This is a genomic window from Rhodoferax sp. LS1P39, assembly GCF_056521425.1.
The window spans coordinates 160,388-173,571 of sequence record NZ_JBWMAV010000004.1 but is presented as its reverse complement, the minus strand read 5'-3'; the positions used below and the strand labels follow the sequence as shown (position 1 = coordinate 173,571).

Annotated in this window: 10 protein-coding genes; 3 read left to right on the top strand and 7 right to left on the bottom strand. The window is 63.7% G+C overall.

From position 1 onward, the window contains the following. Positions 1–2: 2 nt before the first annotated feature. The 3 genes from AC097O_RS09435 (at position 3) to AC097O_RS09425 (ending at position 4,541) form a co-directional block, all read left to right on the top strand. Positions 3–1,184, top strand: coding sequence for a fumarylacetoacetate hydrolase family protein (locus AC097O_RS09435; protein WP_479592545.1), 1,182 nt, complete (start codon positions 3–5; stop codon positions 1,182–1,184). Between the two features lie 211 nt (positions 1,185–1,395). Continuing rightward, positions 1,396–3,336, top strand: coding sequence for a TonB C-terminal domain-containing protein (locus tag AC097O_RS09430; RefSeq protein ID WP_479592544.1), 1,941 nt, complete (start codon positions 1,396–1,398; stop codon positions 3,334–3,336). Positions 3,337–3,488: 152 nt separating this feature from the next. Beyond that, positions 3,489–4,541 carry a PDDEXK nuclease domain-containing protein gene (locus tag AC097O_RS09425; protein WP_479592543.1) on the top strand — a complete coding sequence of 351 codons (1,053 nt, stop codon included), beginning with the start codon at positions 3,489–3,491 and terminating at the stop codon, positions 4,539–4,541. A gap of 18 nt (positions 4,542–4,559) precedes the next feature. Here AC097O_RS09425 and AC097O_RS09420 read toward each other — a convergent pair whose 3' ends face one another. The 7 genes from AC097O_RS09420 to AC097O_RS09390 all read right to left on the bottom strand — a co-directional run bounded on the left by AC097O_RS09420 (position 4,560) and on the right by AC097O_RS09390 (position 13,178). Beyond that, positions 4,560–6,032, bottom strand: a complete 1,473-nt coding sequence (locus tag AC097O_RS09420) for an aldehyde dehydrogenase (protein WP_479592542.1) — start codon at positions 6,030–6,032, stop codon at positions 4,560–4,562. Between the two features lie 12 nt (positions 6,033–6,044). Continuing rightward, positions 6,045–6,881, bottom strand: a complete 837-nt coding sequence (locus AC097O_RS09415; RefSeq protein WP_315183546.1) for an ABC transporter permease subunit — start codon at positions 6,879–6,881, stop codon at positions 6,045–6,047. 1 nt (position 6,882) lies between these two features. Beyond that, the gene (locus tag AC097O_RS09410; protein WP_479592541.1) at positions 6,883–7,824 is read right to left on the bottom strand and encodes an ABC transporter permease; all 942 of its coding nucleotides are present in this window, start codon (positions 7,822–7,824) and stop codon (positions 6,883–6,885) included. A 12-nt stretch (positions 7,825–7,836) separates the two neighbouring features. Continuing rightward, positions 7,837–8,943 carry an ABC transporter ATP-binding protein gene (locus AC097O_RS09405; protein ID WP_479592540.1) on the bottom strand — a complete coding sequence of 369 codons (1,107 nt, stop codon included), beginning with the start codon at positions 8,941–8,943 and terminating at the stop codon, positions 7,837–7,839. 223 nt (positions 8,944–9,166) lie between these two features. Then, a complete protein-coding gene (locus AC097O_RS09400; protein WP_479592539.1) occupies positions 9,167–10,333 on the bottom strand; it encodes an extracellular solute-binding protein in 1,167 nt (388 codons plus the stop codon). 47 nt (positions 10,334–10,380) lie between these two features. Next, positions 10,381–11,763 carry an aspartate aminotransferase family protein gene (locus tag AC097O_RS09395; RefSeq protein WP_479592538.1) on the bottom strand — a complete coding sequence of 461 codons (1,383 nt, stop codon included), beginning with the start codon at positions 11,761–11,763 and terminating at the stop codon, positions 10,381–10,383. A 41-nt stretch (positions 11,764–11,804) separates the two neighbouring features. Further along, positions 11,805–13,178 (bottom strand): glutamine synthetase family protein, encoded by a 1,374-nt coding sequence (locus tag AC097O_RS09390; protein WP_315183553.1) that lies wholly within the window; start codon positions 13,176–13,178, stop codon positions 11,805–11,807. Positions 13,179–13,184 lie beyond the last annotated feature (6 nt).

Genomic DNA, 13,184 nt, shown 5'->3' with positions numbered 1-13,184 from the left:
ACATGAGCGACACCCACAATATCCTCCCCCAAGACGGTCTGGCTGGCACCCTGGTGGGCCGCGTCTGGCTGGGCGGCACCCTGCCCGGCCCGGCGGTCGTAGCCCTGCGGCCCGACGGCGTATTCGACCTGAGCGCGCACTACCCCACCATGAGCACCCTGCTCGACACTGCCCAGCCCGCGGAGGCGGTACGCAAGGCCCCCGGCCAGCGCCTATGCAGCGTCGATGAGCTGCTGGCCAACAGCCTGCCCGGCAGTCGCAAAGACAGCCTGCCCCACCTGCTGGCCCCCTGCGACCTGCAGGTGGTGAAGGCCGCGGGCGTGACCTTTGCCGCCAGCCTGATCGAGCGCGTGATCGAAGAGCAGGCGCGCGGCGATGCCAGCCGCGCCCAGGGCCTGCGCAGCCAGGTCACCGGCCTGATCGGGGCCAGCCTGGCGGATATGCGGCCCGGTTCGCCCCAGGCCATGGCACTCAAGACGCTGCTGCAGGAAAAAGGCCTGTGGTCGCAGTACCTGGAGGTGGGCATTGGCCCCGATGCCGAGGTGTTCACCAAGGCCCCAGTGCTGGCCTCGGTGGGCTGCGGCGAAGACATCGGCATCCGCTCGGACTCGGCCTGGAACAACCCCGAGCCCGAGGTGGTGCTGGCCGTCAACAGCCGCGGCGACATCGTCGGTGCCGCCCTGGGCAACGATGTGAACCTGCGCGACATCGAAGGCCGCAGCGCCCTGCTGCTGGGCAAGGCCAAGGACAACAATGCCTCCTGCGCCATCGGCCCGTTCATCCGCCTGTTCGACGCGGGCTTTGGGCTGGACGCAGTGCGCAATGAAACCGTGCACCTGCATGTGGCCGGGGCCGACGGCTACCAGCTGCGCGGCATCAACACCATGGCCAGCATCAGCCGCGACCCGGTGGACCTGGTGGCCCAAACCCTGTCGGCCCACCAGTACCCCGACGGCTTCATGCTCTTCCTCGGCACGCTGTTCGCCCCCATCGAAGACCGCGACCAGCCCGGCGGCGGCTTCACCCACAAACTGGGCGACGTGGTCACCATCCACAGCGCCTGGCTGGGCGGCCTGCACAACCGCGTCACCCACTGCGAAACCGCCCCGCCCTGGCGCTTTGGCCTGCGCGCCTTCATGGGCAACCTGGCGGCACGTGGGCTGCTGCAAGGCGGGGCCTTGTAAGCAGGGTGGGTGAAGGCAAAATTTAGGCATGTTTTATACCTCTAGCGCTTATTCCATAAGCGTGACAAGCTACGATTAAAATAGCACACAGATGCCACACCCCAGCCCGCCTGCGCAAGGAGCCGCAGGCCTGGGCCACCGGCAGGCGCTACATTCGTCGCTGGACCACTTTCCCTGATTGCCCCCGACGGCGGCCAGGCCCCTCTTGCACGTGTCGCCCGCAACCTCCGCCCTTCCCGCCGATCCATCCCATGCTCCGTGGCAGCCACCCCACACGGACCCGGCACGCGAGCGCTTACCCCTGGGGCTGCTGCTCTCGCTGCTGGCCCACGCGCTGCTGTTCAGCCTGACCTTTGGCGGCCAGGGCACCGGGCTGCCGGGCTTTGGCTTCCCCTGGGAGGAACGCCGGGGCGAGGCACCCGAACGCACGCCAGCACCGCCGCTGCAGGCCGTGCTGGCCCCCACGCCGTCTGATACCCCAGCTGGCGACTCCCCGCCCGCAGTGGCCCCAGTGGCCGAACTGGTGTGGATCGCGCCCCCGCCCGCCGTCCAGGAACCTGCCCCACCCGCTGCCCCTCCCGCCCCCGCAACACCTCGCGCCCGAACCGCCGAGCAGCAAGAAGCCGCGCGCCAGGCCGCAGAACGCCGGGCGGCGGCCCGGGCCGAAGCCGCCCGCCAAAAGGCCGAGCGGGCAGCCGAACGTCTGGAGGCCCAACGTCTGGCTGCCGCGCTGCGCCAGGAGCAAAAAGAACAGCGGATGGCGCAGCAAGAGGCACTGCGGCAAGAGAAGGCCGAGCGTGCAGCAGAGCAAGTCGCGCAAGTGGCGCTGGCCAAAGCCGCGCGGGCCGAGGCCCTGGCATTGGAGCGCCAGGAAACCCAGCGGCAAGCGGCCGTGCAGGAAACCGCCCGGCAAGAGGCACAGCGACTCCAGGCCAACCGGTTGGAGGCCGAACGGATACAAGCCGCACAGGCAGAGGCAGCCAGGGCAGAAGCCGAACAGGCTATCCGCCAGTTGACCGCCCGCCAAGCCGCCGCAACCGCAGTGGCCATGGCACGCCAGATCGAGTCCGAACGCCAGGCCAGCGCCCAGCAGGAAACCCAGCGCCAAGACGAAGAACGCAAAGCGACCGAACGTCTGACAGCGGAGCGCCTGGAAGCCGAACGCAAAGACGCAGAACGCGCCGATGCCGCCCGCAAAGAGGCTGCGCGCCTGGAAGCCGAACGCCAGGAGGCCACACGGGTAGCCAGCGCCCGGCAAGAGGCAGCACAGCGCGATGCCACCCGCAAGGAAGAAGCCGCGCGGAGTGAGGCGGCACGGGCCGAGGCCGACCGCAAGGAGGCCGAGCGGGTGCAGGCCGCCCAGCAAGAAGCCGCCCGCCAGGAGCAAGAACGGGCACAAGCCGCGCAGCAGGAAGCCCATCGCCAGGCCACACAGCGGGCAGAAGCTGCGCGACTCGATGCCCAGCGCAAAGAGGCTGCCCGGCAAGACGGCGAACGCAAGGACGCTGCGCGCCAGGAAGCGGCGGCCACGGCTGCGGCATCGACTGCAGCGGCGGCATCCACAACGGTGACTGCGGCAGCACCTGCAACGCCGGTACCCTCCGCAGCAGCTACTACACCGGCTTCAGCCCCACCAGCCGCCCCGGCCCGCAGCGCCGCCGAAGAACAGCGCGAAGAACGCCTGCGGGCCATCGGACGGCAGTTGAACCTGGAGGCCGACCAGCGCGCCGCCGCCGCCAAAGCCGCAGAGGCCGCCGCTGCTGCGCGCCCGGCCTCCACGTTGCCATCCTCGTGGAGCACCGCCCGCCGGGGCCGCCTCTTTGGCCGCAGCGATGCCAACCAGGACCTGGTGCTGTACGCCGAAGCCTGGGCCCGCAAGATCGAGCTCAACATGACCTTTGCGGCCGTGCGCGATGCCGCCAAACAGGCGCACGTCGACCCCATCGTGTTGGTCGCCGTGCGCAGCGATGGCTCGGTGGAGTCGGTCAGCTTTGTGCGCACCAGCGGCGTGCCCGCCCTGGACGACGCCGTGCGCAGCATCGTCCAGTCCCAGGCGAATTACCCCGCCTTTCCCCCGGCCCTGGTCCGAGAATTCGACGTGGTCGAAATCCGCCGCACCTGGCACTTTGATATGGCGGTTCGGTTGTACTGAGGGGGTTCTCCAGGCCCAAAACTGCACTGCGGGCCGCAGCCAATGCCGTTGACGGACCATGTAGCGGCGCAGCGGGATCTGGTCGTGGAGAATCGGGGGCAAGCACCGGGCATTCAACCCGGCCCGCAATGCCCAGCACAAAAACATCCACCATGAGCGACGACCCTACCCGTCTGAGCCCTGCCCCCGCCGGTTATGCCGACTGGCTGGCCGACCTCAAAGGCCGCATCCACACCGCCCAGCAGCGCGCAACGCTGACCGTCAATCGCGAATTGGTGCTGCTGTACTGGCACATCGGACGCGACATACTTGCGCGGCAAGCCTCGCAAGGCTGGGGTGCCAAGGTGATCGAACGGCTGGCGCATGACTTGCGGGAGGCTTTTCCGGAGATGAAGGGGTTTTCACCCCGCAATCTCAAGTACATGCGCGCATTTGCCCAGGCCTGGCCAGATGCGGAATTTGTGCAAGAGGTGCTTGCACAATTGCCTTGGTACCACCAGCTGGCACTGCTGGACAAACTGGACAGCCCTGAAAGCCGCCGCTGGTACGCAGCCAAGTCCATCGAGCACAGTTGGTCGCGCAATGTTTTAGTGGTGCAGATTGAAAACCGCCTGCTGGAGCGCAGCGGCACGGCAGTCACCAACTTCGAGGCACATCTGCCCAAGCCCCAGTCTGATCTGGCCCGTGAATCGTTGAAAGACCCCTACCGATTTGATTTTCTGGGCCTGGGTAACGAAGCGCAAGAGCGTGACATCGAAAATGCCTTGGTGAAGCATGTCACCGAATTCCTGCTGGAACTGGGCGCTGGATTCGCATTTGTTGGACGGCAAGTATTGCTGGATGTGGGAGGCGACGAATTTTTCATCGACTTGCTGTTCTACCACCTCAAGCTACGCTGCTATGTGGTGATCGAGCTCAAAGGCGGCAAGTTCAAACCCGAGCACCTGGGCCAGCTAGGCTTTTACCTGACCGCCGTAGACCGCCAAGTGAAGCACGCCCAGGACAACCCCAGCATTGGCCTGTTGCTCTGCAAGAGCAAAAACAAGATCGTGGCCGAATATGCCCTGGGCGACAAGACCCAGCCCATGGGCATTGCCGAGTACAAGTTACTGGAATCCCTGCCCGCCGAACTGCAAACCAGCCTGCCCAGCATCGAACAGATCGAACGTGAGCTGGCGGGCGGCAGTACACCTATGGACGACTAACGCCAGCCAGTCCTCCTCTCACACCGGGCTGTCGATCCGGATCCAGGTAGTCTTGAGCTCGCTGTATTTGTCGAACGCGTGCAGCGACTTGTCGCGGCCTACGCCGCTTTGCTTTACGCCGCCGAAGGGCACGGTGATGTCGTCTTCGTCGTACGAGTTGACGTGCACGGTACCAGCCTTGAGGGCGCGGGCCACGCCGTGGGCCTTGTTGATGTCGCGGGTCCAGACGGCGGCCTGCAGGCCGTAGATGCTGTCGTTGGCAATGCGCACGGCCTCGGCGGCATCGGTAAAGGACAAGACCGACAGCACCGGGCCGAAGATTTCTTCCTGGGCGATGCGCATGCGGTTGGTCACACCATCGAAGATCGTTGGTTGTACATAAAAACCACCGCTATCGCCCATCACCTGGGCACCACCAGCTATCAATTTTGCACCGTCTTGCTGGCCTGCCTCGATAAAGCCCAGCACCGTGTCCATCTGGGTTTTGTCCACCAGCGCGCCCATGATGGTGTCGGGCAGCAGCGGGTTGGCGGGGGCGTAGCGTGGAACCAGGGCCAGGGCTTTTTCCAGGAAGGCATCTTTGATGGAGGCCTCGACCAGCAGGCGCGAGGGGGCGTTGCAGCTCTCGCCCTGGTTGAAGAACACGCTACCCACCGCCGCCTCCACTGCCCGGTCCAGGTCGGGGCAGTCGGCAAACACGATGTTGGGCGACTTGCCGCCGAGCTCGGTCCAGGCGCGCTTGAGGTTGCTCAGGCCCGCCATCACGTGGATGCGCTTGCCGACCTTGGTGGAGCCGGTAAAGGCAATGCAGTCCACGTCCATGTGCAGGGCCAGCGGCTCACCGGCTTCCAGGCCGAAGCCGGGCACCACGTTAAACACGCCTGGGGGAATGCCCGCCTCCAGCGCCAGTTCGGCCAGGCGCAGGGCGGTGAGCGGCGATTTTTCGCTGGGCTTCAAGACGATGGAGTTGCCTGCGGCCAGGGCCGGAGCGATCTTCCAGGCGGCCATGATCATGGGGTAATTCCAGGGCACGATGACCCCCACCACACCCACCGGTTCGCGGGTGATCAGCGCCAACGACTGGTTGCCGGTGGGCGCGATTTCGTCGTAGACCTTGTCCACAGCTTCGCCGTACCAGCGGATGCAGTTTGCGGCGCTGTTGACGTCCACCGCGCGGGCGTAACGCACGGGCTTGCCCATGTCCAGGGTTTCGGTCAGGGCCAGCTCGTCGGCGTGGGCCAGCAGTTGATCGGCAAATTTCACCATAATCCGCTTGCGCTGGGCCGGTGGCAGGCCGCGCCAGCGGGCATCGTCAAAGGCGGCGCGGGCGGCCTGCACGGCCAGGTCGATCTCGGCCTCGCCACCTCGGGTGACTTCGGCCAGTACGCGGCCATCGACCGGCGAGCTTTTGGTGAAGACGGCGCTGCCCTGCACCCGTTTGCCATTGATGAGGGCGCGGCCATCGAGTTGGAGGTCTGAAATATTGAACATGCAGGTATTTCCTTATGCAGCGATGGCTGCTTGCATCTCGCGCGCACGCCGGGTTTGCTGGCGGGCCATGGCGATGCTGTAGACGATGATGCCGATGCTGACCACGGTGATCAAAATCGCCGCTGCAGCATAAATGGAAGGGTTCACGCCGCGGCGGGCGTAGCCAAAAATCACCTGCGGCAGTGTGGTCACGCCAGGGCCGGACAAGAATTCCGAGATCACCACGTCGTCAAACGACAGGGTGAAGGTCAGCATCCAGGCCGCTACCAGCGAGGGTGCGATATTGGGCAGCGTGACCAGAAAAAACACCTGGAACGGGCGGCAGCCCAGGTCCATGGCGGCTTCTTCCAGGGAGCGGTCCATCTCGCGCAGGCGGCCCGAAATGACTACGGTGGCGTAGGCCATACCCAGCAGGGTGTGGCCCAGCACGATGGTGGTGACACCCCGGTCCGGCCAGCCGATGGCGCGCTGTACCGCCACCATCAGCAGCAGCAAAGACAAGCCAATGATCACCTCAGGCATCACCAGCGGTGCGCTGACCAGGCCGGCAAACAGGGTGCGGCCCTTGAAGCGCACATAGCGCACCAGCACAAAGGCCGCAAATGCGCCCAATATGACGGACAGGGTGCCAGTGATCACGGCCACCTTGAGCGACAAAAAGAAGCCTTCCACCAGCCGCGAATCGCCCATCAGCGCGGTGTACCAGCGCAGCGAAAAGCCGGTGAACACGCCATCTTGCCGTGTGCTGTTGAACGAAAAAACGATCAAGAAGAACAGCGGGATGTACAAGAACAAATACACCGCCGCCAGCCAGAAACGGCCAAAGTAGGTTTGGATGAAGCGGGTCATGTCAGGCCTCTTTCGGTGCGTTGCTGGCATCGCTGTAGCGGTTGTAGACGGCCATCGGAATCAGGATGAACAAGATCATCACAATCGCCAGTGCCGAGGCCCGTGGCCAGTTGTTGCTGCTGAACATTTCGTCCCACACCACGCGGCCAATCATCAGGTTCTCGGCCCCGCCCAGCAGCGACGGAATCACGAATTCGCCCACGCTGGGGATGAACACCAGCATAGACCCGGCGATGATGCCCGCCTTGCTCAGCGGTACGGTGATGAGCCAGAAGGCATGCCAGGGCGACGCGCCCAGGTCGTGTGCGGCTTCCAGCAGGCGAAAGTCCATCTTCACCAGGTTGGCGTACAGCGGCAGGATCATGAACGGGCAGTACACGTAGGTCATGCCGACCAGCATGGACACATCGGTGTAGAGCATCTGGATGGGCTCACTGGTGATGCCCGTCCACATCAGCAGGTTGTTCAGTACGCCCTGGTCGGCCAGGATGCCCTTCCAGGCGTAGACGCGCAGCAAAAACGATGTCCAGAACGGCAGCATCACCAGCATCAGCAACGCGGGCTGCAAGCTTTGTTTGGCGCGGGCGATGAAGTAGGCAAACGGGTAGCCGATGAACAGGCACAGCACGGTGGTCCAGAAGGCGTATTTCACCGAGGTGATGTAGGCCTCGATGTAGATGGTCTGGCCCCAGACCCGCACGCCGTCGTCCCCTACCTCGCTGACGATGGAGAGGTAGTTGTCGTACTTCAGCAGGATGTGCCACACACCGTCCAGGGCGCTGGCCAGCGGCGCAAACGGGTCTACGCCGTTGCCCATGTCGGTCACGCTGATGCGCACCAGAATCAAGAACGGCGCCACAAAGAACAGCACCAGCCACAGGTACGGTACGCCGATGACGAAGCGCGCGCCGGGAATCAGCCGCGCCCATTTCAGTAGTTGCATAGCAGCACCTCCTTATTGGGTGAGCGTGACAGGGGCTACATCGTCCCACCAGAAGAAGACTTTGTCGTCCCAGGTGATGTCGCTGTTGTCGTGGCGGCTCTGGTTGGCTTCGGTCACCTTGACGCGGCGGCCACCGGGCATTTCCACGATATAGCTGCTGTAGCTGCCGAAGTAGGCAATCTCGCGCACCGTGCCACTAAAGAGGTTGTAGCCCACGTCGGCAGGTCGGTCTTTGGAGATGGAGATTTTCTCGGGCCGCACCGCCACCGCCAACGGCATGCCCAGCGTGCCGCTGATGCCGTGGCCGATGCGCACCACGCCCTGCTCGGTGGTGACTTCGCAGCGGTCGGGCTCGTCCACGCTGAGGTGGCCGTCGAACAGGTTGATGTTGCCGATGAAATCGGCCACAAAGCGGTTGGTGGGGTGCTCGTAAATTTCTTTGGGTGTGCCGACCTGCAGCACCTTGCCCTTGCTCATCACCGCGATGCGCGAGGCCATGGTCATGGCTTCTTCCTGGTCGTGGGTCACCATCACCACGGTCACGCCCACCGATTCGATGATGTTGACCAGCTCAAACTGGGTGCGCTCGCGCAGCTTTTTGTCCAGCGCGCCCAGGGGTTCGTCCAGCAAGAGGAGCTGGGGTTTCTTGGCCAGGCTGCGGGCCAGGGCCACGCGCTGCTGCTGCCCGCCGGAGAGCTGGTGCGGCTTGCGCTTGGCGTAATCAGTGAGCTGCACCAGGGCCAGCATTTCTTCGACCCGGGTCTTGATCTGCGCGCTGGGCATGCCTTCGCGCTTGAGGCCAAAGGCGATGTTGTCCCAGATGTTGAGGTGCGGAAATAGCGCGTACGACTGGAACATCATGTTGATGGGCCGCTCGTAGGGCGGCATTTTGGCGATGTCCACGCCACCCAGCATCACCGCGCCGGTGGTGGGCGTTTCAAACCCGGCCAGCATGCGCAACAAGGTGGATTTGCCGCAGCCCGAACTGCCCAGCAGCGCAAAGATCTCGCCCTTCTGGATCGACAGCGTCACGTTATCCACCGCGGCCACGCCGTCAAAACGTTTGACCAGGTTCTCGGTGCGCAAAAAGCCTTCAGGGCGGGGTTTGGGCAGGTTCATACGGGGGCATCCCAGAAATCAAAACAATAAAAAAACCGTGCACCCCGGTAAAGACAGTGCACGGCCTATTCACACTAGCCAGCTAGCAACTCAACCCCAGTAATCGCCAGAACGCACGCAGTCCAGGAACACCGCAGAACTGGCTCCGCCAGGCTGCTGGTGTTGCCCCCTGCAAGGGGGTTGGCGAAAGATGCGTAGCACTGCAGCCTGGGGGTGAGTCATATCATTTGCTCTTCTTGAACAAGGTGTAGACGTTGCTCATGGACTCGCGGGTTTCGTTGCTCAGACTGGAAGGCGAAACCATCTTGGCCATGTTGTCGGCATCGACAAAAATGGTTTTGTCGGCGGCGATTTCGGGCGTGACCTTGTCCAGGCTGGCCTTGTTGGCCGTGGGGTAGGTCAGCTCATTGGTCAGCGAGGCCGAGACTTCGGGGCGCAGGAAGTAGTCCATGAACATCATGGCGTTGTTCGGGTGGGTGGCATCCTTGGGAATGGCCAGGTTGTCAAAGAAGATCAGGCCGCCGGTCTTGGGCACCAGCACTTCGATGTCGTTGCCGTTCTTGTTCTCGATGGCACGGGCCTTGGCCACATTCATATCACCCGCCCAACCCAGGCCCACGCAGGCCTTGCCGCCGGCCAGGTCGTCGATCATGGTGCTGGAGAACAAACGGATGTCCTTGCGCACCTTGGCCAGCATGGCACCGGCTTCCTTGTGCTCGGCGACATCAGCCGAGTAGGCGTTTTTGCCGATGTAGTGCAGCGCGGGCGGGATCACTTCAGTGGGCGAATCCAGGTAGGCAATGCCGCAGGACTTGAGCTTGGAGGTGTAGACCGGGTTGAACACCAGGTCCCAGGCGTTTTCAGGCATGGGGGTGGAGCCCAGCGCCTTGGCCACCTTGCCCTTGTTGATGGCAACCGTGGTGTAGCTCCAGGCCCAGGGCACCAGGTACTCGTTGCCCGCATCCACACCGGCCAGCTTGGCCATGATGGCGGGGTCGAGGTTGCTGGCGTTGGGGATCTTGCTCTTGTCCAGCTTCATCAGCAGGCCGCCGTCGATCTGCGACTTGGCAAACACCGCGCCGGGCACCACGATGTCAAAACCGCTGTTGCCCGCCACCAGCTTGGCCTGCAGGCCTTCGTTGTTCTCGAAGGTCTGGTAGTTGACCTTGATGCCGGTTTCTTTTTCGAAGTTGGCGATCATGTCGGCGGCGATGTAGTCGGGCCAGTTGTACACGTTCAGCACTTTTTCTTCGGTGTTGGCAGGGGGGGCGGCCGGGGCCGAAGCCACCGGCTCGGGTGCAGGGGCCGCCGCCACGGGGGCCTCTTCTTTTTTACCGCAAGCGCCCAGCATCAGGGCGGAGAGTGCAATAACCAGTGCGTGCTGTTTCATGTTGGCAATTTCCAAAAAAGAAGGGTTTAGAAAAAATTATAAGAAGCTTACTGTACGTGCCCGGCGGCCTTCAACTCTTGCCACGTCAGGTCCAGACATAGCAAGATCAGCGCCACCATCTCGTCGATCTGGGCGTGCGTCATCACCAGCGGCGGGGCGATGATCATGCGGTCGCCCACGGCGCGCATCACCAGGCCGTTGGCAAAACAGTGCTTGCGGCACAGCATGCCGACCGACAGGCTCTCGTCAAAGCGCTCGCCGGTCTGCTTGTTTTTCACCAGTACCAGCCCGGCCACAAAACCGCAGGTTTCGGCATGCGCCACCAGCGGGTGCTCATTCAGCGCGCCGTATTTTTGCGCCAGGTAGGGGCCGATATCGGTGCGCACCCGCTCCACCAGGTTTTCGCGCTCCATGATGGCGATGTTGGCCAGGGCCACCGCGCAGGCCACCGGGTGGCCGCTGTAGGTGTAGCCGTGGTTGAATTCACCGCCCTTTTCGATCAGCACTTTAGCCACACGGTCGCCCACCAGCACGCCGCCCAGCGGGATGTAGCCACTGGTTACGCCTTTTGCAAAAGTGACCAGATCCGGCTTGTAGCCAAACTTCTCGTAGGCAAACCAGTGGCCCAAGCGGCCAAAGGCGCAGATCACCTCGTCGCTGATCAGCAAGATGCCGTATTTGTCGACGATGCGCTGGATTTCCGGCCAGTAGGTGGCGGGCGGAATGATCACCCCGCCCGCGCCCTGCACCGGCTCGCCAATGAAGGCAGCCACCTTGTCGGGCCCGATCTCCAGAATCTTGGCCTCCAGCCAGCCCGCTGCGCGCAAGCCGAAGGCATCCGCGCTTTCGCCCGGCAGTGCGTTTTCTACCGCGTAGGGCTGTTCGATGTGGGTGATGTTGGGAATGGGGAGGTCGCCCTGGGCGTGCATACCCGACATGCCGCTGAGCGAGGCTGCCGCCATGGTGCTGCCGTGGTAGCCGTTGTGGCGGCTGATGATGACCTTGCGCTGCGGCTGGCCCAGCAGGTCCCAGTAGCGGCGCACCATGCGCACATTCGAGTCGTTGCTTTCGCTGCCGCTGCAGGAATAAAACACGTGCTCAAAGCCGGGGGCCAGGCTGGCCAGCTTGGCGGCCAGGGTGGCGGCGGGTACGTTGGTGGTCTGGAAGAAGCTGTTGTAGTAGGGCAGCGCCATCATTTGCTGGTAGGCGGCATCGGCCAGCTCTTTGCGGCCATAGCCCACGCTGACGCACCACAGGCCGCTCATCGCGTCCAGCAGCCGGTTGCCTTCGGAATCCCAGATGTAGATGCCGTCGGCGCGGGTGATGACCTTGGCACCGCGCGTGTTCAGGTCCTGGAAGTCGGTGAAGGGGTGGAGGAAGTGGGCGCTGTCGAGCGCCTGGATTTCTGCGGTATTGACGGTATTTGGCATAGGCATTTTCTGAAGTTGAAGATCAAACGTGCAGCAGACGGTTAAACGTGCAGCAGCAAATGCTCGCGCTCCCAAGGCGAAATCACCTTCATGAACTCTTCAAACTCCAGCTCCTTGATCTCGGTGTAAACGGTGATGAACTCCTTGCCCAGGATGTCGTGCAGGTCGGTTTCGCCGCGCAGCAGGTCCAGCGCCTCGCCCAGGCTGCGTGGCAGCGAGAACGGGGCCAGGTAGGCATCGCCCTTCATTTCGGCCTTGGGCTTGATCTTTTTTTGCATGCCCAGGTAACCACAGGCCAGCGTCATGGCCATGGCCACGTAGGGGTTGGCATCCACGCCGATGACGCGGTTTTCCACCCGGCGCGCCTGCGGGCTGGAAATGGGCGAGCGGATGCCGACGGTGCGGTTGTCGTAACCCCACTCGGTGTTGATGGGCGCGGCGGTGTTGCGCGACAGGCGGCGGTAGCTGTTGACGTACGGGGCCACCAGGGCCATAGCGGCGGGCTGGTAGCGCTGCAGGCCGCCGATGTAGTGGAAGAAGGCCTCCGACGGCGTGCCATCGTCGTTGCTGAAGATGTTCTTGCCCGTGGCCTTGCTAACCAGGCTTTGGTGCACATGCATGGCGCTGCCGGGCTCGCCCTCGATGGGCTTGGCCATGAAGGTGGCGTACATGTCGTGGCGCAGCGCCACCTCGCGCACGGTGCGCTTGAAGAAAAACACTTCATCGGCCAGGCCCAGCGGGTGGGCGTGGAAGAAGTTGATCTCCATCTGCCCCGCACCGGCTTCGTGGATCAGCGTGTCCACGTTGAGCTCCATCTTGTCGCAGTAGTCGTACAGCTCTTCAAACAGCGGATCGAATTCATTCACCGCGTCGATGCTGTACGACTGGCGCGAGGTCTCGGCCCGGCCGCTGCGGCCAATCGGCGGGCGCAGCACGGTGTTGGGGTCGGTGTTGCGGGCCACCAGGTAGAACTCCAGCTCGGGGGCCACCACCGGCTCCAGGCCTAGCTCGGCGTACAGGTCGCACACGCGGCGCAGCACGCTGCGCGGGGCAAACGGCACCAGCTTGCCCTCACGGTCGTAGCAGTCGTGGATCACCTGGGCCGTGGGGTCGCTGGCCCAGGGCACGATGCGCACGGTGGAGGCATCGGGGCGCAGCTGCATGTCGCGGTCGGTGGGGTTAACCACGTCGTAGTACGGGCCCTGCGACGGCAGCTCGCCGGTCACGCCCATGGCCACCACCGCCTCGGGAATGCGCATGCCGCGGTCTTCGGTGAACTTGGCGCGGGGCAGAATCTTGCCGCGCGCCACGCCGGTCAAGTCGGGCACCAGGCATTCCACCTCGGTCACGCGGCGCTCGTTGAGCCAGTTCTCCAGGTCGTTGAAGGTCATGTGTTCTTTTTTGACATCAGCCATAGGCAA